The following is a 20,580-nucleotide window of genomic DNA, read 5'->3' as shown; positions in this document are numbered from 1 at the left end:
ACACCGACCCGATGAAGAAGCTCATGTCTTTCATCCAACATGAACTGATGGGCAACCAAACGGATCCGATTTCCAAGGATGACGACTTGCTCGGTGGTGGCCACATCGATTCGATGGGAATCATGCGGTTGGTCGCGTTTCTTGAAACGGAGTTTGGCGTCTCGGTTCCGCCCGCGGACGTGACGATCGAAAACTTCGAAACGCCACAGACCATCGCAGACTATGTCCAAGCCGCATGCCGGGGCAGGAGCTGATTCGATTCATGCCGGCGGCCGCAACATCGCATCAACCGACAGACGCCGAATCGACAGCCGCAACAGGATCTTGGCGTTTGACGCTCGGCGCCGGCATGAATTCGGCGGCAGAACGCTTTCGTCGACGCCCCGAGCCGGCGGGCTGGTTTTTACCGGCGATCGCACTCCTGTTGGAGGCGATATCGATCGGACTGATGCGTCGACGTGATGTCGCGGACATGGTTGAAAGAACCTACGCCTCACGGCCCGAGTTTTACGATCCGGACCGCTATCAGCTACCGCACGAGTCCCGCATGTTGCCAACGCTGTTGAACTATCGATCCTCGTGTCGACTGCTCGACGCGTTCTGCGGTCAAGGCAGGGAAGCCAAATGGTTTGCCGATGCCGGCTATCAGGTCACCGCCATCGATCGCTTGGATTGGATGATCGATCGCGCAAAACGCTACGCCGTCGAGGCCGGATTTCCGGCCGATTTCATCGCAGAGGATTTCGACACCTTTGATCCTCCCGAAACCTTCGACATCGTCTACACGTCGTGTTGGATGTATTCCACCGTGCAGGGCGTCGATCGGCGACGAGAGTTCCTGGATCAATGCGCTCGCCTGTGCAGCGAAGATGGTGTGGCCGTTGTTTCGTACGTCAACCAGCGGGCGAGTTCAAAAGCGGGGGCTTGGGTCCGATTCGGGATTGCAAAGGCGGTGGCTTGGTTGACGGCGGGAAATGTCCGAACGGAGTTCGGCGAACGAATCTACACGGGGTTGTTCTGGCATCACTTGTCCGATGCAACCGTTCGTCGCGAAGTCGAGGCGGCGGGTTGGCAAATCGCAGAGATCATTGCGGGAAGCGGGATGGATCCGACGTTTCTGTTTCTCACGCGCCGCCGGAGGGACAGACCGTGATGCCCCCCTCATTCGCTGGCAACCAGCAATTGATCTGGATCGGCCAACAACTGCAACCGGATGTCCCGCTGTACGAAGTGCCCTATCGTTACACGATTCGTGGTCGCATCGATCCACACCGCTTCGCCGACGCGTTCGGACAGCTGGTCAGCCGTAGCGAAGTGCTTCGCACCGTCGCCACTGACGATCAATGGACACAGTCGGCCGTGAGAGCGGTTCGCGACGAGGAGTGTCGCGTCATCGATGTTTCGTCGGCACCCGACCCACAGGCCGACGCCGATCGAATCGTCAACGAACGACTTGCCGGTCGCTTCGATCACACCCGATCGCTCTGCGACGCGATACTCCTTCGATTGTCAGCTGACAACTGGGAATTCTATCTGACGATTCACCATGCCTTGACCGATGCGTTTGCCGGACGAGCGATCTTGGCAACGTTGGCGAAATTCTATCAGGCAGACGCAAGCGATCCCACGAGATTGGATGTCCCTGACTATCGGCAATACATCGATTGGCAGGACCGACATGCATGCGACGAATCCGTTGCCCGGCAAACGGCATGGTTTGCCGAACGCAGCGACGCAACGCCGGGAACTCGATTCTATTCCGCCGGCCGTGAATCGGTCTCGGCGCGTCAGACCCGTGTCACCGTGCGGTTGAACGACGAGGAGAACCAAGCGATTGCGACATCGGTGATGGTGTCTCCATTTCGTCAAATCACGGCACCACTGAGCCATTTCAATCTGTTTGCCACAACGATGATCGCGTGGCTCAGCCGACTCGAACAACAGCAGAGCATTTGTATCGGAGCAACAACGCACGGCCGCTCCACCGCGGCATTCCGAGAAACGATCGGATTGTTCATGCAACTGCTTCCCTTCCGTGTCTCGGTCGACTCGTCGGAGACGTTTGCAGATCTCTCGCGAAAGGTGGCGGCCGAGTCGATGGGGTTCCTCTCCAATGCGATTCCGGGTGCCATGACATCCCAATCGCAGCGCGCCTTCGACGTCGGGCTCAACCTGATCGACTTGACGGTGGAGGATTTTTGCGGCATGCCGACATCGATGCGGTGGTTGCACAACGGCTACGGAGACCCCCAACGCAAACTGACCGTCTCCGCACATCCGCTCGACGGCGATCGATGGGAGTTGCTGTTCGACTTCAGCGACGATGTCTTTTCGGCAGACGATCGTCAACGCGCGGTTCAGCATTTCCGGAACACGCTGATGGCGGTCAGTGCGTCCCCGACGACTCGTATTGCCGACTATGACTTGCTTACCGATTCGGAGTACACATTCCTGGCCAAACACGGTGGCATCGCTTCAACGTTGGAATCCGTCAACCTCTGGCAACGATTCTGCAAACAATGCGAGCGAGTTCATGACGCGATCGCCGTGGACGGTCCGGCGACCCAACTGAGCTATGACGGGCTGCGGCAGATGGCCCAAGACCTGTCCGAACGAATCGAGGATGCCGGGTTCGGCGAATTGGTTCCGTTACTCTGTCGGCGTGATGAAAAAGCCGCCATCGCGATGATGGGGGTCCTGGCAAGCGGACGTTGCTTCATGATCGTCGACGCGGAAAATCCTCCCGAACGCGTGAGACAATTGCTGTCACAGTCGGGCGTTCCACGGATGATCGATGCGACCGGGAATTCCATTTCGGTCCTCCCGATCGCATCGCCCCGACAATCGAATTGTGATTTGGCACAAGACGCGTGTTATGCGCTGTTTACTTCGGGGTCGACCGGCCAACCACAGGGCGTCGTGATTCGCCACGAATCGGTTTGGAATCTGTTGACAGCGTTTGAAACAATGGCGCCTTTGCAACAGGATTGTCGTTGCGCGTGGTGGACGAACATCGGCTTCGACGTCGCAATGTACGAAGTTTTTTCAGCGTTGTTGTTCGGCAGAACGCTGTGCATTCCCAGTGACACGCAACGCCTCAGTGCCGACGAGATGCTGGAGTGGATGCGTGCCATGCAGATCGGCAGCGCGTACTTGCCGCCATTTTTCCTGCCGGCGTTGGATCGGCGGCTGGCCAATGGTCGACCGCTCGACTTGAAGCGTCTACTCGTTGGCGTCGAACCGATTCCGCAGCGGCTGCTCGCCTCGATCGTCGACCGATCGCCCGATTTGAAATTGATCAACGGTTACGGGCCGACCGAGACCACCATTTGCGCGACGCTGCACCCTATCGACCGGCTCGATCACTCCTCCGGTCCGGCAAGTATCGGCAGACCCGTTGCCGGAAACTCGATCCTGATCGTCGACTCGGCCGGCCAACAGGTTCCGCCTGGGGTGTCCGGTGAATTGTGGATCAGCGGTGCGGGACTGGCCAACGGATACCTTGCCAATCCGGACCTGATGCGTCAACGATTCGTCATGCGACCGGCAACCGGCGATGACGTCATCTGGTACCGCAGCGGAGATTGCGTTCGGATGCGCGACGATGGCGCACTGGAATTTCTCGGACGGATCGACGATCAGCTGAAACTGTCCGGCGTGCGGATCGAACCGGCTGAAATCACGGCGGCGATCCGACAATGCAAAGGTGTGCACGACTGCCTCGTGCTGCCGCAAATGCGCAACGGGCGTGCCGAAAGGTTGGTCGCGTTGATCGAAGGCGATTCGGCGATCGACGTTACCAGTATTCGGCGGCACCTCCGCACTCGCTTTGCAGCCGCGATGGTGCCGTCGCGATTCATCGTCCAGCCGCGATTCCCTCGGACCATCAATGGAAAGATCGACCGACGGCAAATCGAAGCGATCTTAGACCGGCAACGATCCGATGACGCCGCCCAGACGTCAGCGACGATCACGGCACCGAAGAACGCCATTGAGTTCACGCTCGTCAACCTCATCGGTGCGTTGCTGGATCGGAAGTCGGTCGGCACCGACGATGACTTCTTTGAATTGGGCGGCTCTTCTCTGGATGCGATGCAGTTCGTCTCGCGGGCCAACGAGCTGGGGATTTCCATCACGATCCAGGACGTTTTTCGACACCGTGACGCGAAAACGTTGGCCAGCTTGCAAACGCCCGTGCCCGACATTCCCGTTCCATCCCCATCGGACGCGACACCGGTTGCGGAATTCTCTTCCGGTCAACGGTCAATCTGGTACCACTGGAACTCCAACCGGCAATCACCGGCCTATCAGTATCAAGTCGTCTGGAAGGCCAGCGGCCGAATCGATCCGGCACTCGTTCGACGTTGTCTGGCAACATTAATTCGTCAACATCCGGCGCTCCGCACGACCGTCGATGTACAAGACGGCGTCCCGGTCCCGCGGGTGCACGATGACCTGCCCCTTGCCTGGACGCTCTGGGACCACGATGTGACGAAAGAAGCGATCGTCGCCGAAGGCCGGCGTCCGTTCGATCTGGCAAGCGATGGACCGCTGCGTGCACTGTTGGTGCGGTCCCGTGATCATGGCGACACGTTGGCCATCACGGTTCACCACATCGCCGTCGACCAACACAGCCTCCAACTGCTGATGAACCAATTCGCCCACGACTACATTAAAGGGGAAGGGGGTCTTTTTGACGGAGTGGAAGCAACGTCGCGCGTGTCCAAACCGAAGAAAATCCCCCCCTCCCCTTTTTCGCATCTTCCTAAGAAAAGACCCCTTTCCCCTTTTTCGTGGTGGAGGGGGCGGTTGGACGGGTGCGAGCGGGCGAGCGGGTTGCCGTTTGATTTTGAACCCTCCGCCGGGGATTCGGAGGCCGGCGAGCTGTTTCGATTTTCCTTGTCCGATCGACTCAGTGCGGCGATCCATCGATCCGCGTCCGCATGCGGCGTCTCGGTCGGAACGTATTTATTGACCGCCTATTCTGTCTTGCTGTCACGCTATTCGGCGACGGAAAACTTTGTGATCGGGATGCCGGTCAGCCGTCGCGACAACTGGAGTTTGGAAGACGGGGAAGTCGGCTTCTTGATTGAAGCTCTGCCGTTTGCCTGTCGCATCCGACGCGACGTCGCCTTTGACGCACTTGCCGGACAGATCAGCAATGATTTCGCGGACTTGCTGACCCACCGTCAGGCGACGCACCAGGAACTCTCTGAGCATTTCGGAACCTTGTTCGAAACGATGTTTGTTCCGCAGCAACCGCCCGTGCCGCTGGAACTCGGCGACGGTTTGACATTGATCCCCGAAGTGTCTGACCTGGGCGTGTCGAAATTTGACCTGACCTGGTTCGCCGCTGACGCGCGTCCCCGGATCGAGTGCGCGATTGAGTTTCGCACGAATCGATTTAAGCGGGCAACCATCGAATTGATGTCGCAGCATTGGCGATCGCTGCTCGAACAGCTCGCGCGTGACCCGAGCCAACGGGTTGGTCAAGTCGACTTTTGCACCGAGATGGATCAAGCGGCGATGCAGGCTCTGGCTGGGAATCACGATACCCCGGCGATTGCTCCACACGGCCAGACGGTGATCGAACGGATCCTTCGCCGCGGCCGCAAAACTCCCGACGCGGTCGCAGTGGTTTGTGGCGACGAGTCGATTCGATACCGGGACTTGATCGATCGGGGCGGCAAGCTGGCGGAGAGGCTGCGCGAGGCAGGTGTTGGGCCGAACACGAAAGTCGCCGTGTGTCTCTCGCGATCAGTCGAGCTGGTCGTCGGAATCTTGGGGATTCTCCAAGCGGGCGGTGCCTACGTGCCCTTTGATCCAGACCTGCCCTTGGAACGTCTGCGTCAACTCTCCGCGCGTGTCGGCACCCGCATCGTGGTCGGAATTCGATCTGGCCTGGGCGGCGTTTTCGAAACGGTAATCGATCCCCGTGACTTGCCGCGGACCGGTGACGCAAACGGTGCGCGGATTGACGCGCCCGAGGGCCAAACATTGGCCTACATCCTGCATACCTCCGGTTCCACCGGACAACCCAAAGGGGTGGAAATCACGCATGATGCATTGCTGCGTTCGACCTTGGCGCGCAAGTCGTTCTATCCAACGGCTCCGCAGCGATACTTGATGGTGTCACCGATTTGGTTTGACAGTTCCGTTGCTGGAATCTTTTGGACGCTCTGTGACGGAGGGCAATTGATTCTGCCGCAAGATGAAGACGTGCAAGATGTCCAACGTTTGGCAGCGTTGATTGATCGCCATCAAGTGACCGAGACGCTGGTCCTTCCGTCGCTCTACCTGGTTCTCGTCAAGCACGCAAACCCGACGTTGTTCCCGACACTCAAACGCGTCATCCTGGCAGGCGAATCCTGCACGCGGTCACTGGTCCGGCAGCACTTTCGTGTCTTGCCGGGCGCACGCCTGTTCAACGAGTATGGTCCGACCGAGGCATCGGTTTGGTCGACAGTTGCAGAGCTGAGGCCGACCGATGACATGATTTCGATCGGGCGGAGTGTCGAGGGAACTCCCGTTTGCCTGCTCGATCGAGACGGAGCGTCGATCCCCATCGGATGCATCGGCGAAATCCATATTGGTGGCCCGCGATTGGCAAACGGGTATCACGCGGATCGTAAGCTCACGAAACAGAAGTTTATTCCCGATCCGCGTCCGGGCCAATCAGGACGACTCTACCGGACGGGCGATCTGGCCCGCATGCGTCGCGACGGTTCATTGATCTTCGTGGGACGTCTGGACGAACAAATCAAAGTCAACGGCGTTCGCATCGAACCGGCTGAAATCGAGTCCGAATTGATCGGGATCGACGGGGTCTCGGACGCCGCCGTCATGGCGGTTCCGCGGAGCCTCGCCTCCGTTTCCGATCACCCCGACGCGATCGTCGCCGCGCTCAGCGAGTTGCCGGCCGAGGAAGCTCAGCGATGGATCGATCGGGCATTGCAACTCGACAACGATGTTGCAGAGACACTCACGTATGAAGACGATCACGCTCGATGGTCCGTCGAAATCAAACAGGGTGACTTCATCGCGACACCACGAAAACGTCAACGCGCGTGGTTGCTCAACCAAATGCTTCGCGACTCCGCATCTGACCTGAACGCATTGGACCGCATCGCCCGGCACATGGTTGCCGGAAGTGACGCGCCGCATCTGCCACGCAACCTGTCGACGGAGCGACTGACGGAGCAAGAGATCATGGAAGACTGGCAAACACCACTGATGAAAGTGATGGCGGATTGGGCAACCGAGTCACATGGCGATGTTTTGGAAATCGGATTCGGGCGCGGCGTCGCGGCAACGATGATTCAGGAATCCGGGGTGCGTTCTCATACCGTTGTCGAAATGAATCCCCACAGCATCAACGATCACTTCGTGCCCTGGCGAAAACAATACTCAGATCCGAAGATCCGCCTCATTCCTGGGCCCTGGCAGGACAACGTCGACAAGCTGGACACGTATGACAGCGTCTTTTTCCATGCGTTTCCGATGAACGAGACGGAGTTTATTCAGTATGTCGCCAACAGCGCGACGTTTGCAGAACATTTCTTCCCCGTTGCGGCACGGTTGCTCCGTGACGGCGGCGTGTTCACGTATTTGACAACTGAGGTTGATTCATTGAGCCGTCGACATCAACGCAGTCTGCTGGAACATTTTGGTGAGATCCAAATGAGAGTCCAGCCGCTTTCGATTCCCGAAGACACCAAAGACGCATGGTGGGCCGACTCAATGCTGGTCGTGAGGGCAGTCAAATGAAACACAGCGAATCGATCGCCAATCGCGTCGACGCGTTGACGCAGCGACAACGACGATGGCTCGCCGATCAACTGAATTCACTTGGCCCTACCGACGCCGGTCCCACATCGAAAGAATTGGTTGCTTGGGTGGTCTCGGACTCAAGTGGAATCAGCGATCAAGAGCTACGTCGCAAGTTGCACCAACGATTGCCTGCGGCGTTGATCCCCCGTCGCATCGTGCGAGTTGATGCGATTCCGCGAACAGGCTCGGGCAAAGTGGATCGACGCCGGCTGGCATCGATGGATCTGGATATTCCTCGGCTCGTCACAGAAATGAACGATAACCTGACCGATCACGAGCGGATTCTGGTTCGACTCTGTTGCCACTTGTTGCGTCACGATCACGTCTCGCCCCGGGACAACTTTTTTCACATCGGCGGTGATTCGCTGCTGAGCATTCGATTGATCTCAATGGCGCGGGAAGCCGGACTGGAGATTGAACCGAAAGATATCCTGGAATGCAACTCGTTAGCGGAGTTGGCGGCAGCGGCGGAGCATCGATCGCGAGACGAGGCATCACCGCAGCAAGCCCGCGCCGGTTCGGTGATCTCCAAAGTCAGGTCGGGCAAGCAAGCAGGATCGCTGTTGCTGGTCCACGAGGTCGGTGGACAGTGCCACTACGCCCACTACCTGGCCGCCGACTTAGCGCCCCGGCGAACGCTGTATGTCACCCACCAACCTCCACCGGCCGACAGCCCGTCGACGATCGAAGCGTTGGCCAAACTGTATGTGGACGCTTGGGTCCGTGCCGAACCCGACGGCCCCCGTTTGGTCCTTGCGTTCTGTTGGGGTGGGCTGTTGGGGTACGAGATCGCCCGGCAGCTGAAGCAACTCGGCCAGTCGATCGATGCCCTGATGATTGTCGAATCGGGCACGGAAGCGGCTTACGTCCACGCGCCCAAATGGAACCGACAAGTCGACCGGATGAAAGGGAATCTGGTCCGCGTCCGTAACCGTGTTCGTTCGTTGAACAGTCGCGAAGCCTTCGGGAAATTGATCCAGACGCTCAACGCGAAACGGATGCGGCGTCGCAACGATCCGATCACGGCCGATGCCGGATTCCAATTTCGCGATGACGAGGGCGATCCCGAACAAATCCGCACCAACGTTCAAGCGTTCTTGGATTATGCGATCCAACCGGACGAACTGCCACTGCATCTGTTCCGCGTCGCCGGCCCCACCGGGCTGATCGGAACGCGCTATAGCGATCGTTCGCTCGGGTGGCGTTACTTGGTCGGAAAACATCTCTCGCTGCACTCGATCCCGGGGACGCACAATACTTGCATGCAACCACCCCACGTGGGCAAACTCGCCGACGCAATCAATCGCGTCATCGACGGCTGACGCGTCTTTTCTCGCATCGTGATAGCCGATGCGGTATCCTTGAGGCGTTCAGAATTCTGACGCATTCTCCACCCGGCGAGGTTTCGATGTTCAGGCGGTACGTTTCTCGGCGACTTGTCGTTTCGATGGGGTTGTTCTTGGCGATGGCGACGCTTCCCGACAGCACGTCGCTGGCGGCTTCAAATCAACCACCCGCCGGGATTCGCTTCGACGGGCTTGTCAGTGCCGATGAGCTTGAAACCTTGGTCGACAAACCACTGGCGATCAAGCTGCGATCGGGGCGTTTTATCGTCAAGGTGGTGCTGGACGAGTTGCAATTTGACCGCAAACAGAACGGACTGAAGTTTGTGAAGTACCGCAGCGAGACCGGCCGAACCAGCACGGTGAGAGTCGACGACATCTATCTGTTTTGGGTGGGCCCTCAGCGGTTTCGTTTACGTTATTTCCCGCCGACGCGTCAACTGTTTATGATCAACGCGGCTGCCGCCGATGCCGCGGCGGAGAGCCGACTGGCGGCGCAGGGAAAACAGATCCGTGAGCAAGCCGATGAAGAAGCACAAGCCGAAGCGACCGCCGAACACCTTCGCTTTTTAGAAGCCGCCGCCAAGACACTCAGCAGCGTCGGACAGTTTCATGTCGAAGAAACCGAATCGACGTTGTTGTTTACCGACTATCCTCCCGCAGCCACTGCGGGGCTGCGCACGTTCGTCGACAAATTAAATCGTCAGCTCAACCAGATGTTCGGGCTGCCCCAAAGCGATTCCATCTGGCGCGGCAAAGCCATCTTGGCTGTCTTCAGCACGCCGGCGCGTTTTGCCGCCTTCGAGGAACAGGTGATGAACAATCCCAACCATGGCGGACGGGCTGGCGTGCGGGGCGGCGCGAAACGGTTTCTGCAAACCGCGATCGCCAAGAACCTTGACGGCAACGTCGCGCGAGGTTTGAGCTGGGGATACAGTCTGGGATTCGCCGGTCGTCTGCACTCCGATGCCAACACCGTGCCTTGGATGAACATGGGGATCGCCAACGCCGTCCAGTTCGCGATCATTCCCGACCGCAAACGCCAGTCGACTCAACGATCCAATGTCACGCGACAACTCCGCAACTCCGGTTCAATGCTGGGCTTGCTGGGGGCGACCAAACTGGACCAGGAACGTTGGCCGATGTGCGGCCAGCTGGTTCAATTTCTGGTCCAGTCCGACCCGATCGCCTTCAGCCAGATGTTTCGCGATGTCAAGTTGGGAGTCCCGATGGAGGAAACGCTGCAGCAGAACTTTGGGATGGACGAGGCGACATTGGCGGCACGCTTCGGACAGTCGCTCGGCGTGCCCGGATTACGACCGTAGTCGCGGATGACGCACGAGCACGTCGGTTGCCCCAGACGGTTATGATTGGCCAGAACGGTTATGCTTGGCCGGTGACGCGTCGATGCGTCGCGTAGGAATCCATATCTTTGCACTGTTTTTGGAGAGACTTTCATGGCGCGCTGCCGTTGTTTTACCTTCCTGATCGCTCTAGGCCTTTCGCTGCCGATGCTGTCGGTTCACGCCGACCAACGCTACGTCTTGACCAGCACCGAGCAGAACGTCCACCGCGACAGTTGGAAACTCAGCGGAGGCAATTGGTCGGTCGAAAAGAAGACGCTGCACGGTGGCAAGCAAGAAGGCGTGGACCTGATCACGATCGACAATGGCGTGCTGCAGATCGACGTGATTCCGACGCGGGGGATGAGCGTCTACGAAGTCCGTTCGGGCGACATGCGTCTGGGCTGGGACTCGCCGGTCGAAGACATCGTGCATCCGGCGTTGATCGATTTGGAAAGCCGCGGCGGGCTCGGCTGGCTGGAAGGATTCAACGAGTGGATGGTTCGCTGCGGCCTCGAGTTTGCCGGCCATCCGGGAACAGACGAATTCGAAGACGGCGCGGGCGGTACCACAACGAGGGATCTGACACTGCACGGAAAAATCGGAAACATCCCGGCCAGCGAAGTCGAAGTCATCATTGATTCGGCCGCGCCGCATCGCATCCGTGTGCGTGGCATCGTGTACGAAAAGTTCTTCTACGGACCGAAATTAAAATTGGTCACCGAGGTATCGGTCGTTCCCGGTCAAGACAGCTTTCGAATCGATGACACCGTCGAGAACTTGGGTGCCCAGGAACAGGAATTCCAAATCATCTATCACGCCAATTTTGGTGCCCCGTTGCTGGGGCCGGGCGCGACGGTGCATGCCGCGGTCAAGTCGCTGGCGCCGATGGACGCCCACGCGGCCGAAAGCATCGACGGCTATGCGACCTATCTGCCGCCGACCGCCGGCTTTGTCGAACAAGTCTATCTGGTCGAGCCGCTGACCGACGAGCACAACCGAACCGGCGCCGTGTTGCAGAACGCAGCCGCTGACCGTGCGGCGTCGATGCATTGGTCGGCCGAACAACTGCCCTACCTGACGATCTGGAAAAACACCGCGGCCACCGAAGACGGCTACGTCACGGGCATCGAACCGGCGACGGGCTATCCCTACAACCGCAAGGTCGAACGTGCCGCCGGACGCGTCCCCAAGCTGTCGCCGGGACAGAAACGTCAGTTCACACTGGATATCGGGTTGCACCGCGGAAAAGACAACGTCAAAGCCGTTGTGGAACAAATCCAATCGTTGCAGGGTGACCATCCAGTCGACGTCCAACGGGAACCGCCAAAATCATGAATCTTGTTCGCAACGTCTTGGACCATCGGTTCGCCACCGCACTGATTCTGGCGATGTTCGCTTCGACGCTGGCAGCTGCGGATAAACGCCCCAACGTGATTCTGTTTCTCGCCGACGATCTCGGTTGGAACGGCGTCCGATCCTTCGGCAGCGATTTTCACGAAACCCCCAACGTCGATGCGTTGGCGGCGCAGGGCGTCCGATTCACCGATGCCTATTCGGCGTGCACCGTCTGCTCACCCAGTCGTGCGGCGATCATGACGGGAAAGTATCCCGCGCGTTTGCATCTGACCGACTTTATCGCGGGCCAAGCCGCCCCGTACGCCAAGTTGTCGATTCCCGACTGGACGAAGTACCTGCCGCACAGCGAAGTCACGGTCGCTGAAGCGTTGAAGGCGGGAGGATACAAGACCGCGCACGTCGGCAAATGGCATCTCAATCCCAAAGGCCGCGACGCGAATCGATACCAGCCGACCGATCATGGATTCGACGTCCAGGTCATGAAACCGCCGGCCAAAGGGTACTTCTTGACGCGACCGGCGGGATCGTTTCAGAAAGGCGATTTCACGACCGACTACTTCGCCGACGAAGCGTCCAAGATCATCGACCGATGGAAGAACGAACGTTTTTTTCTGTACTTTGCGTTTGATGTCCCCCACACGCCGATCCAGGGCAAACAGCAACTGGTCGACGCATTTGCCGCGAAAGTTGATTCAAACGCCATCCATCACAATCCCACCTACGCCGCGATGGTGCGTAGCATGGATGATGCCATCGGAACCGTGCTGAATGCATTGCAACGCAACGGCATTGAAGACGAGACCGTGGTCATCTTCACCAGCGACAATGGCGGGCTTTCCCACAAGTTCCGAAAACCCACGGGGTTCACGAACAACGATCCGCTGCGACGCGGCAAAGGTTCCGCGTATGAAGGTGGCACGCGGGTGCCGATGGTCGTTCGTTGGCCGGGCGTGGCTCCGGCTGGCAGCATTTGCCGGGAGCCGGTCATCGGCAACGACTTGTACCCCACCGTGTTGCAACTCGCATCGGTCAGCGGTGACGCCAGTCACAACGCAGACGTCGATGGCCGCAGCCTGGTGCCGCTGTTTCAAGATCCCCAGGCGAGGTTGGACCGCGAGGCGATTTACTGGCACTACCCACACTACCACGCCGGTGGATTCGCATTGCCTGGGGAACCGAACAACGGGACGTACAGCAATGGCCCGTACAGCAATGGCCCGTACAGCGCGATCCGAGCTGGAAAATGGAAGTTGATCGAGTATTTCGAAGACGATCGTGTCGAGCTGTATGACCTGGAAAGCGACGTCGGTGAGTCCAACGATCTGGCGAGTCGAGAGCCCCGCCAAGCCGCCGAGTTGCGATCGCAGTTGCAGGCCTGGAGACGAAACGTCGGCGCGCAATTGCCGCAGCCCAACCCGAATCACGACCCGGTCAAAGCGGAACCTCGGTCTTAGCTCAAGATCTGACGGACGACGTGCGCCGGTTCTTCGACTCCGGTCAGTCGTTGATCCAGCCCTTGGAACTTGAAGGTCAGCTTTTCGTGATCGATGCCGAGCTGATGCAATATCGTGGCGTTCATGTCACGGATGTGCACGCCGGTGTTGTTCAGAATGTTGTAGCTGTGGTCGTCGGTCATGCCGTATTCGAACCCACGCTTGATGCCGGCGCCGGCCATCCAGATCGTAAAGCAGCGGCCATGGTGGTCGCGTCCGTGATTGTCGGCCGTCAATTTGCCTTGCGAGTAAATCGTGCGTCCGAACTCGCCGCCCCAGACCACCAGGGTGTCGTCCAACATGCCTCGTTGCTTCAGATCCTTGATCAAGGCCGCGGCGGGCTGATCGATGTCCTTGCACTGCTGCCGAAGTTTCGACGGCAGTGATCCGTGTTGATCCCAGCCGCGATGGAACAACTGGACATAGCGGACACCCTGCTGCACCATGCGACGGGCGAGCAGACAATTCCTGGCAAAGCTGCCGGGCTTTTGCACATCGTCGCCATACAGATCCAACACGTGCTGGGGTTCTTGTTCGATCGCCATCAGATCCGGCACTTCGCTCTGCATGCGAAACGCCATTTCGTACTGCGAGATTCGGGCCTGCGTTTCCGGGTCGGCGAATTTGTCGTAGGCCACCTGATTGAGTTCGTTCAATCCGTCCAGCATGCTGCGTCGCGATTGGCGGTCGATCCCCGGCGGATTGTTCAGGTACAAGACCGGCTCACCACTGCTGCGCAGCTTGACGCCTTGGTGACGTGCCGGCAGAAACCCCGATCCCCACAAGCGGTCGTAGAGTGCCTGCAATTGGCCGCGCCCCCGCGAAATCATCACGATGTAGGCGGGCATGTTGTCGTTTTCGCTGCCCAGGCCGTAGCTGAGCCAGGAACCGAGCGCGGGTTTCCCTTGCTGTTGAACGCCGGTGTTGATGTAGGTGATCGCCGGGTCATGGTTGACCGCTTCGGTGTGCATCGATTTGATGATCGTGATGTCATCGACGATGCCCGACGTGTACGGCAAGATGTCTTTGTTGACCCAAGTCCCGTGCTGGCCGAAGCGTTCGAAATTAAACATCGGCGCGACGCATGGGAAAGTGGACTGACCGCTGGTCATCCCGGTCAACCGTTGCCCCTGACGAATCGACTCGGGAAGCTCCTGGCCATGAAACTTCCGCATCTCCGGTTTGTAGTCGAAGGTGTCGATGTGGCTGGGACCGCCGGCCATGAACAGATAGATGATCCGTTTGGCCTTGGGGGCAAAATTCGGGAATTGCGGCAATCCGGGGTTGGACGCCCCCGCGGCGGCGTTGGCGGTGCCGATCAAATCCGGATTCAACAGGGTGCTCAGTGCCGTCGCCCCCAGCCCGTAACCGGTCCCGAGCAAAAACTTGCGGCGCTGTGTGGTCAGGGAGTCCATGGTTAGCCTCGGGTCAACGTTTCGTCTAAGTTCAAAATCATTTGTGCGATCACGGTCCAAGCGGCGTGCTGGATCGCATCGATCGATTCGTCGCGCGGCAACTCACCGACCGACAAGAATTGGTTGGCGGATGCGGGGTCGGCGGTGAAGCGTGCGTGCTGGTCGGCGAGGATGTCCAACAACACCGACATCTCGCGCTCGCTTGCCGGTCGTGCGGTCGTCAGACGGTAGGCCAAATCGATTCGCTTGCGATCATCGGATTCGGACTGGATCAAACGCCGGGCGAGTGCTCGGGCCGCTTCGACAAACTGCGGGTCATTGAGCGTCACCAGGGCTTGCAGCGGTGTGTTGGTTCGGGCCCGGGCGACGACGCATTTCTCACGCGACGGCGCGTCAAAGATCATCATGTTGGGCATCGGTGCACTGCGTTTCCAATACGTGTACATCGACTTGCGATACAGTTTTTCGCCTTTGTCTTGGGAATATCGCAGGCCACCGTTCAGACTGACTTCGTTCCAGATATTCACCGGTTGATACGGTTTCACGCCGGGGCCGCCGACCTGACGGGTCAGCAATCCGCCGACGGCCAACGCCTGGTCGCGAATCAATTCGCCCTGCAACCGAAATCGCGGGCTGTGGGCCAGCAACAGGTTCTCGGGATCCCGTTCGGCGTGCACGGGTTCTCGACGCGAACTCTGGCGATACGTTCGTGAGAGCACCAGTTGTCGCAGCATCCGTTTGACGTCCCAGCCGGAGTCGACAAAATCGACGGCCAGCCAATCGAGCAACTGCGGGTGGGTGGGCGGCATGCCTTGGGCACCAAAGTCACTGATGGTACGGACCAGTCCGTTGCCGAACAGCATCGTCCAATACCGGTTGACGGCCACGCGTGCGGTCAGCGGATGATCCGGCGCGGTCAACCATCGGGCCAATCCCAATCGATTTGTCGGAGCGTCTTCGGCCAGCGGAGGCAAGGCCGCCGGGACGCCTGGCGAGATCGGTGTGTCCTTTTTGGGCGAATCGTATTGACCGCGGTCGAGCACGAACGTCATCCGCATTTTGTCGGCGGGGTTGTCCGACATGATCATCGACGTGGTCTTCTTCGCCGCCAGATCGGCGTGCTGTTTGGTTGCTGCGGCGAGCGACTTGCGGAGCGACTGGAAGTCCGCATCTTGGCTGAAATAGACGTTTCGCAGGGCTGCCCACTGGGCTTCACTTCGCTCTTCGGCGGCGGTCGCCAAGATTCCGCCGACCACGTCGTCCTTGGCCAGCGGCACTTCGGATTCGCTCAACGCAAACGAGTAAATCCGAATGTCGTCGACTTCACCCTTCCAATTGGCGCCGTTGCTGCGACTGCCGATTTTGAAGGGCACCTCGGTTTGCAGTGTGCCGCCCAGGCTGTCGGCTTCGACTTGATTGGCCGACAGTTTTCCGTCGATATAAATTTTCACGCCGGCGGCTTTCTGGCTGCCGTCGTAGCTGATCACAACGTGCTGCCAGGTATCGGCCTTCAACGCGTCTTTGGAGACGACCTTGACGGCATTGTCGGACCAGGAATGAACGATGTGGGTGCCGACGCTGGTCCCTTGGATCCACATGTCGTAGCCGCGATAGTTGTCCGCGACGTTCATGCGAGAAAAAACGGCGCCGCCAGATTTGCCATCGAATTTGATCCAGGCGGCCATCGTAAACGGCTGATCCGATTCCAGCTGCGGCGGATTTTCCGAACAGGCGAACTGGGTTTGCCCGTTCAGCTTCAACGCCTTGTTGCCTTCTCGATCGCTCGTCTGAAACTCTCCTTTCTCCAACACCGCGACCGCGCCGGTGGTTTCATTCTTCAACTGCAAACCCTCGGATTCATCGAGCGGAAACCAATGCGCGATGCCAGACAGTTTCTTGGTCGATGGATCGTCGCTGGCGTACGTTGCGGTTTCCTGTTCCGCCCAGGCGACGAATTGGGGTTCGGCTTGGCGTTGATGGGATTCCAGCTGTTGCTTTTTCGAATCGATCTCCGCCTGCAATTCCGCCAAGCGGGCTTGATGCCGTTCGTCATAGACGTCGACGACGGGCGACTGATTTCCCTGGCGTGTTTGCATGCCGGGATCGGCCGTGTTGTTGAAGTACGCGAAGAACTGGTAGTACTCGGTTTGAGAGATCGGATCGTATTTGTGATCGTGACACTGTGCGCATTCCATCGTCAGTGCCATCCAGACGGTGGAGGTTGTTTGCACGCGATCGACGACATACTCGACACGCAACTCCTCGGCAAACGCCCCGCCTTCGTCACTGGTCGCATGATTCCGATTGAAACCGGATGCCACCTTTTGATCGACCGTCGCGTCGGGAATCAGGTCACCGGCGAGCTGCTCAATCGTGAATTGGTCAAACGGCATGTTGGCGTTGTACGCGTCGATCACCCAGTCGCGCCATGGCCACATGTCACGCGGGCCGTCAGCGTGCATCACGCTGGTGTCGCCGTAGCGCGCCGCGTCCATCCAGGCCAGCGCCATGCGTTCGCCATAATCTTCCGAGGCTAACAATCGATCCACGAGTGCTTCGTAGGCGATGTCGACTCCCAGCGAATCCGCACTCGCCAGGAAGTGCTCGACTTGCTCGGGCGTCGGAGCCATTCCGGTCAAATCCAGCGACACGCGACGGATCAGCGTTCGCAAATCGGCCGGCGGAGAAAACGTCAGCCCGTGCTCGTGCAGTCGCTGGCCGATGAAATGGTCCACCGGATTGGCCGTGTCGACACCGGAGGCTTTTCGGGGCGGGACGAAGGCCCAGTGTTCTTGATACGCCGCGCCCTGGGCGACCCATTGCTTGAGCAGATTGCGCTGTCTGTCGGTCAATCGTTTGTTCGAATCCGGCGGCGGCATCAGCGAGTCGGCGTCTTCGGAGAACACCCGCGCGATCACTTCGCTGTCCTCCGGCTGGCCGGCAACCAGCATCCCTGAATCGATCGCGGACTGACGAACGTCCAATCGCAGATCGGCTTCGCGGGTCGATTCGGAAGGGCCGTGACAGAGGAAACAATTGTCCGAAAGGATCGGCCGGATGTCGCGATTGAAATCAATCTCGGCGGCTGACACGCCGCCCATGCCGACGAGTAGCAAAATCGAGACGATTGAGGACGGATTCTTCATGGCAGGAACGAGCGGGGGGGAGATTTCAATCTCGGGTCGGGAGCCAGGTGAGATTGAAAATCGGACAAAGGCAGGCGCGACGGCTGGGTTCGGATTATCGCACAAAACGGATGACTTCGCAGGGGGAAATGTGCGGGATCGTCAGACGGTGACGATGATGTGGATCCGGTAAATCTGGCAAATTCAACTTGACGAACCACCGCGTTCTTTGGATCGTAGGAGTCTTTCGATGCGGTCAAGGTGCGCAGCGAACACCCATTTACTTGTGCAAATGAACTCTCTGGTCGGCAAAACGATTTCCGTGCTGCTTTGTGGTTTGGTCCTGATGGGCCAATCTGCAGCGTGGATGCACATCGCCACCTGCGAGGGGCATCGCGACGTTTCAGCGTTGCCGGCTGACGCCAGCAGCGGCCCGTCGCATCATGGGTGTGGGCACCACCACGGCCACGACGGCTCGCCGGTCTCAGCGCACCGCCACCGCCACCGGCCCGAAGGCCCGTCTCCGTTGCCACTGCACTCCCACGATTCCGACGATTGTTTCGTCTGCCAATCACTCGCCTGGGCGGCCGGAGCAGTCGTTTCGAATTCGGTACTTTGTACCGGCGACGCGTTGGTTGAACGGCGGGTTTTCACGGATTCGCCTTGGGTTGAATCTTTCTCAACGTCGTTGCCGCATCTCCGCGGCCCACCGATCAGCTGAATGAATTTCGATGTGAGCTAGGCTTCTAGCCTCTCCTCTCAGGTGGGATAGGCTTCCAGCCTGTCATTTCGCATGCCTTTCGGCGTAGTTTCCGTGGCGTCCCTGATGCTTGATCGGATTGATCGAGCAGGACGGCCGCGCCCGTATGGTCGCCGGGCACAAGCAACCGTTCTCCAAATCATTTTTCATTCAGCAATCTCTATGTTCATTCATTACGCAAGTCGGGCGCGAGTGTCGCGCCCGCAGCGGGCCTTTACGCTCGTGGAATTACTGGTCGTCATCGCGATCATTGGCATTCTGGTCGGACTGTTGTTGCCGGCCGTTCAAGCGGCACGGGAAGCGGCCCGTCGCATGAGTTGCAGCAACAACTTGAAGCAACTGGGCATCGCGCTTCACAATTATCACGGCGCCTACAAACGACTTCCGACCTACAAGGGTGGGACATGGGTCAACGGATCCGACGGAACGACAGACCAGGACAACCGGATGGACCTTTCCATTTGGGTCGGACTGACGCCCTACATGGAGCAGCAAGCACTTTGGGATCAGATTAAGAATCCAAACAGCATCGTCGTTAATTCCACTAGCCGACGCACACCACCGTGGCCGGCGATGGGGCCGCGAACCTCGCAAGCCGGTTATCCGCCTTGGCAGGTTGAGATCCCGACGCTGCGTTGTCCTAGTGATCCGGGGACTGGGTTGCCGGCGATGGGACGAACCAACTACGCCGCATGCGTTGGCGATTCCGCGGTGATGATGGATCAAGGACCGTGGTTCCAAGTCAACAATGTGGTCACATCGCCGCCGATCGCCGTCGCCGTTGAAGCCAACGCGGCGTGCCGCGGTGCCTTTGTCGCTCGCAAGAGCATGCGATTTCGAGACATCTTGGACGGATTGTCCAACACGATCGTTGCCGGTGAAATCACGACCGACCTGGGCGACCGCGACAAGCGAACGATTGCCTCCATCCGGGGTGAAACCGAAGAGATTCGCGACGAACCGGATCACTGCGAGCACGAGGGATACATCAGTCCCGATCGTCCGCGGTTCTGGTCCAACGGAAACGACGGAGGCACGGCGCCGACGTTGGCGGCCAGCAACCAGGGACGCGGGTTTCGATGGGCCGCCGGAGGAACGGTTTACACGGCGATGAACACCATCCTGCCGCCCAACAAAGACCTCTGCCTCGGTGGCGATAGCACCGGTGATGAGAACTCGATGGGGGTCGCCCCGCCGAGCAGCCGCCACCAAGGTGGCGTTCACGTCTTGATGGGCGACGGCGCCGTGATCTTCCTGACCGATTCGATCGAAGCCGGTAACGTTCACCATACGAACGTCTGGAGCGGTGGAACCGGTGAGTCGGTGCCGGGCGCGAAGAGTCCGTATGGATTGTGGGGAGCGTTGGGAACCCGAGCGTCCCGCGAAACGGTCCAGGCACAGCTGAACCAGTAACCCTGCCAAGCAGTCGCAGCAGGTTGTCGATGCCTGCTGGCCATCTCGCGTCCCCACGGCACGCCCTCCTGGGCGTTGCCGGGCGGATGCCCCATGTCTTTGCATCCCCGAATGGAATGCAGATAGAAGCCGGCGGTCGAGCGAAGCGAACACCGCCACAAGGGGCATCGATTGTATGACGGCAGCGATTGGCAGTTAATTTAGATTCTCTCCCGCTGGGATGTCGATTCAAATCATTGACGAATATGGCACCCCTCTCCCCAAAAAACGCTGAACGCTTCGCGTCTTTGGCGTTTTTTGGGGAGAGGGGAGCCAGTGTATTTATTAGAGATCCGGCAGTAATAAAGTTGACGTCCCACGCCCTAGGTAAATGAACACAAGCAAATGGTTTGGCCAACTTGATTCCCCGAGGGACGTACTCCTGGTGCGTTGCCCCAGGGGCGTCGCGTGGCCCCTTGCTAACGCGTGCGGGCTTGAATCGACAACCCAATTTTCGGGT

The 20,580-nt window shown here is 58.9% G+C and carries 10 protein-coding genes; 8 read left to right on the top strand and 2 right to left on the bottom strand.

Annotated features, from left to right (window positions below; genetic code table 11):
• Positions 1–23: 23 nt before the first annotated feature.
• The 7 genes from NZK35_RS10780 (at position 24) to NZK35_RS10750 (ending at position 13,329) form a co-directional block, all read left to right on the top strand.
• Positions 24–254, top strand: a complete 231-nt coding sequence (locus NZK35_RS10780; RefSeq protein WP_259632540.1) for an acyl carrier protein — start codon at positions 24–26, stop codon at positions 252–254.
• A complete protein-coding gene (locus NZK35_RS10775) occupies positions 236–1,153 on the top strand; it encodes a class I SAM-dependent methyltransferase (protein WP_259632539.1) in 918 nt (305 codons plus the stop codon). Before NZK35_RS10780 ends, NZK35_RS10775 begins: the two co-directional genes overlap by 19 nt.
• Positions 1,153–7,767 carry a non-ribosomal peptide synthetase gene (locus tag NZK35_RS10770; RefSeq protein WP_259632538.1) on the top strand — a complete coding sequence of 2,205 codons (6,615 nt, stop codon included), beginning with the start codon at positions 1,153–1,155 and terminating at the stop codon, positions 7,765–7,767. The genes NZK35_RS10775 and NZK35_RS10770 overlap by 1 nt, the downstream gene beginning before the upstream one ends.
• Positions 7,764–9,152 carry a thioesterase domain-containing protein gene (locus NZK35_RS10765; RefSeq protein ID WP_259632537.1) on the top strand — a complete coding sequence of 463 codons (1,389 nt, stop codon included), beginning with the start codon at positions 7,764–7,766 and terminating at the stop codon, positions 9,150–9,152. Before NZK35_RS10770 ends, NZK35_RS10765 begins: the two co-directional genes overlap by 4 nt.
• Before the next feature lie 86 nt (positions 9,153–9,238).
• Positions 9,239–10,498: a hypothetical protein gene (locus tag NZK35_RS10760; RefSeq protein WP_259632536.1), complete on the top strand. Its 1,260-nt coding sequence runs from the start codon at positions 9,239–9,241 to the stop codon at positions 10,496–10,498.
• Positions 10,499–10,630: 132 nt separating this feature from the next.
• Entirely contained in the window at positions 10,631–11,854 is a 1,224-nt protein-coding gene (locus NZK35_RS10755; RefSeq protein WP_259632535.1) for an aldose 1-epimerase family protein, read from the top strand.
• A complete protein-coding gene (locus NZK35_RS10750) occupies positions 11,851–13,329 on the top strand; it encodes a sulfatase (protein WP_259632534.1) in 1,479 nt (492 codons plus the stop codon). The genes NZK35_RS10755 and NZK35_RS10750 overlap by 4 nt, the downstream gene beginning before the upstream one ends.
• Here NZK35_RS10750 and NZK35_RS10745 read toward each other — a convergent pair.
• Entirely contained in the window at positions 13,326–14,783 is a 1,458-nt protein-coding gene (locus NZK35_RS10745; protein WP_259632533.1) for a DUF1501 domain-containing protein, read from the bottom strand. The two genes, NZK35_RS10750 and NZK35_RS10745, sit on opposite strands and share 4 nt — an antisense overlap.
• A gap of 2 nt (positions 14,784–14,785) precedes the next feature.
• Positions 14,786–17,929, bottom strand: a complete 3,144-nt coding sequence (locus tag NZK35_RS10740; protein WP_259632532.1) for a DUF1553 domain-containing protein — start codon at positions 17,927–17,929, stop codon at positions 14,786–14,788.
• 901 nt (positions 17,930–18,830) lie between these two features.
• Here NZK35_RS10740 and NZK35_RS10735 point away from each other — a divergent pair.
• A complete protein-coding gene (locus tag NZK35_RS10735; protein ID WP_259632531.1) occupies positions 18,831–20,081 on the top strand; it encodes a DUF1559 domain-containing protein in 1,251 nt (416 codons plus the stop codon).
• The last annotated feature ends 499 nt before the right edge of the window (positions 20,082–20,580 follow it).

It is taken from the genome of Stieleria sedimenti (assembly GCF_025060895.1).
In the GTDB taxonomy this organism is placed as follows: Bacteria; Planctomycetota; Planctomycetia; order Pirellulales; family Pirellulaceae; genus Stieleria; species Stieleria sedimenti.
This window is presented reverse-complemented; position numbering and strand designations above follow the sequence as displayed.

What these genes read in the sequence shown, in the direction of transcription:
- NZK35_RS10780 (WP_259632540.1), top strand. Translation starts at nt 24, where the DNA reads ATGTCTTTCATCCAACATGAACTGATGGGCAACCAAACGGATCCGATT.
- NZK35_RS10775 (WP_259632539.1), top strand. Translation starts at nt 236, where the DNA reads ATGCCGGGGCAGGAGCTGATTCGATTCATGCCGGCGGCCGCAACATCG.
- NZK35_RS10770 (WP_259632538.1), top strand. Translation starts at nt 1,153, where the DNA reads ATGCCCCCCTCATTCGCTGGCAACCAGCAATTGATCTGGATCGGCCAA.
- NZK35_RS10765 (WP_259632537.1), top strand. Translation starts at nt 7,764, where the DNA reads ATGAAACACAGCGAATCGATCGCCAATCGCGTCGACGCGTTGACGCAG.
- NZK35_RS10760 (WP_259632536.1), top strand. Translation starts at nt 9,239, where the DNA reads ATGTTCAGGCGGTACGTTTCTCGGCGACTTGTCGTTTCGATGGGGTTG.
- NZK35_RS10755 (WP_259632535.1), top strand. Translation starts at nt 10,631, where the DNA reads ATGGCGCGCTGCCGTTGTTTTACCTTCCTGATCGCTCTAGGCCTTTCG.
- NZK35_RS10750 (WP_259632534.1), top strand. Translation starts at nt 11,851, where the DNA reads ATGAATCTTGTTCGCAACGTCTTGGACCATCGGTTCGCCACCGCACTG.
- NZK35_RS10745 (WP_259632533.1), bottom strand. Translation starts at nt 14,783, where the DNA reads ATGGACTCCCTGACCACACAGCGCCGCAAGTTTTTGCTCGGGACCGGT.
- NZK35_RS10740 (WP_259632532.1), bottom strand. Translation starts at nt 17,929, where the DNA reads ATGAAGAATCCGTCCTCAATCGTCTCGATTTTGCTACTCGTCGGCATG.
- NZK35_RS10735 (WP_259632531.1), top strand. Translation starts at nt 18,831, where the DNA reads ATGTTCATTCATTACGCAAGTCGGGCGCGAGTGTCGCGCCCGCAGCGG.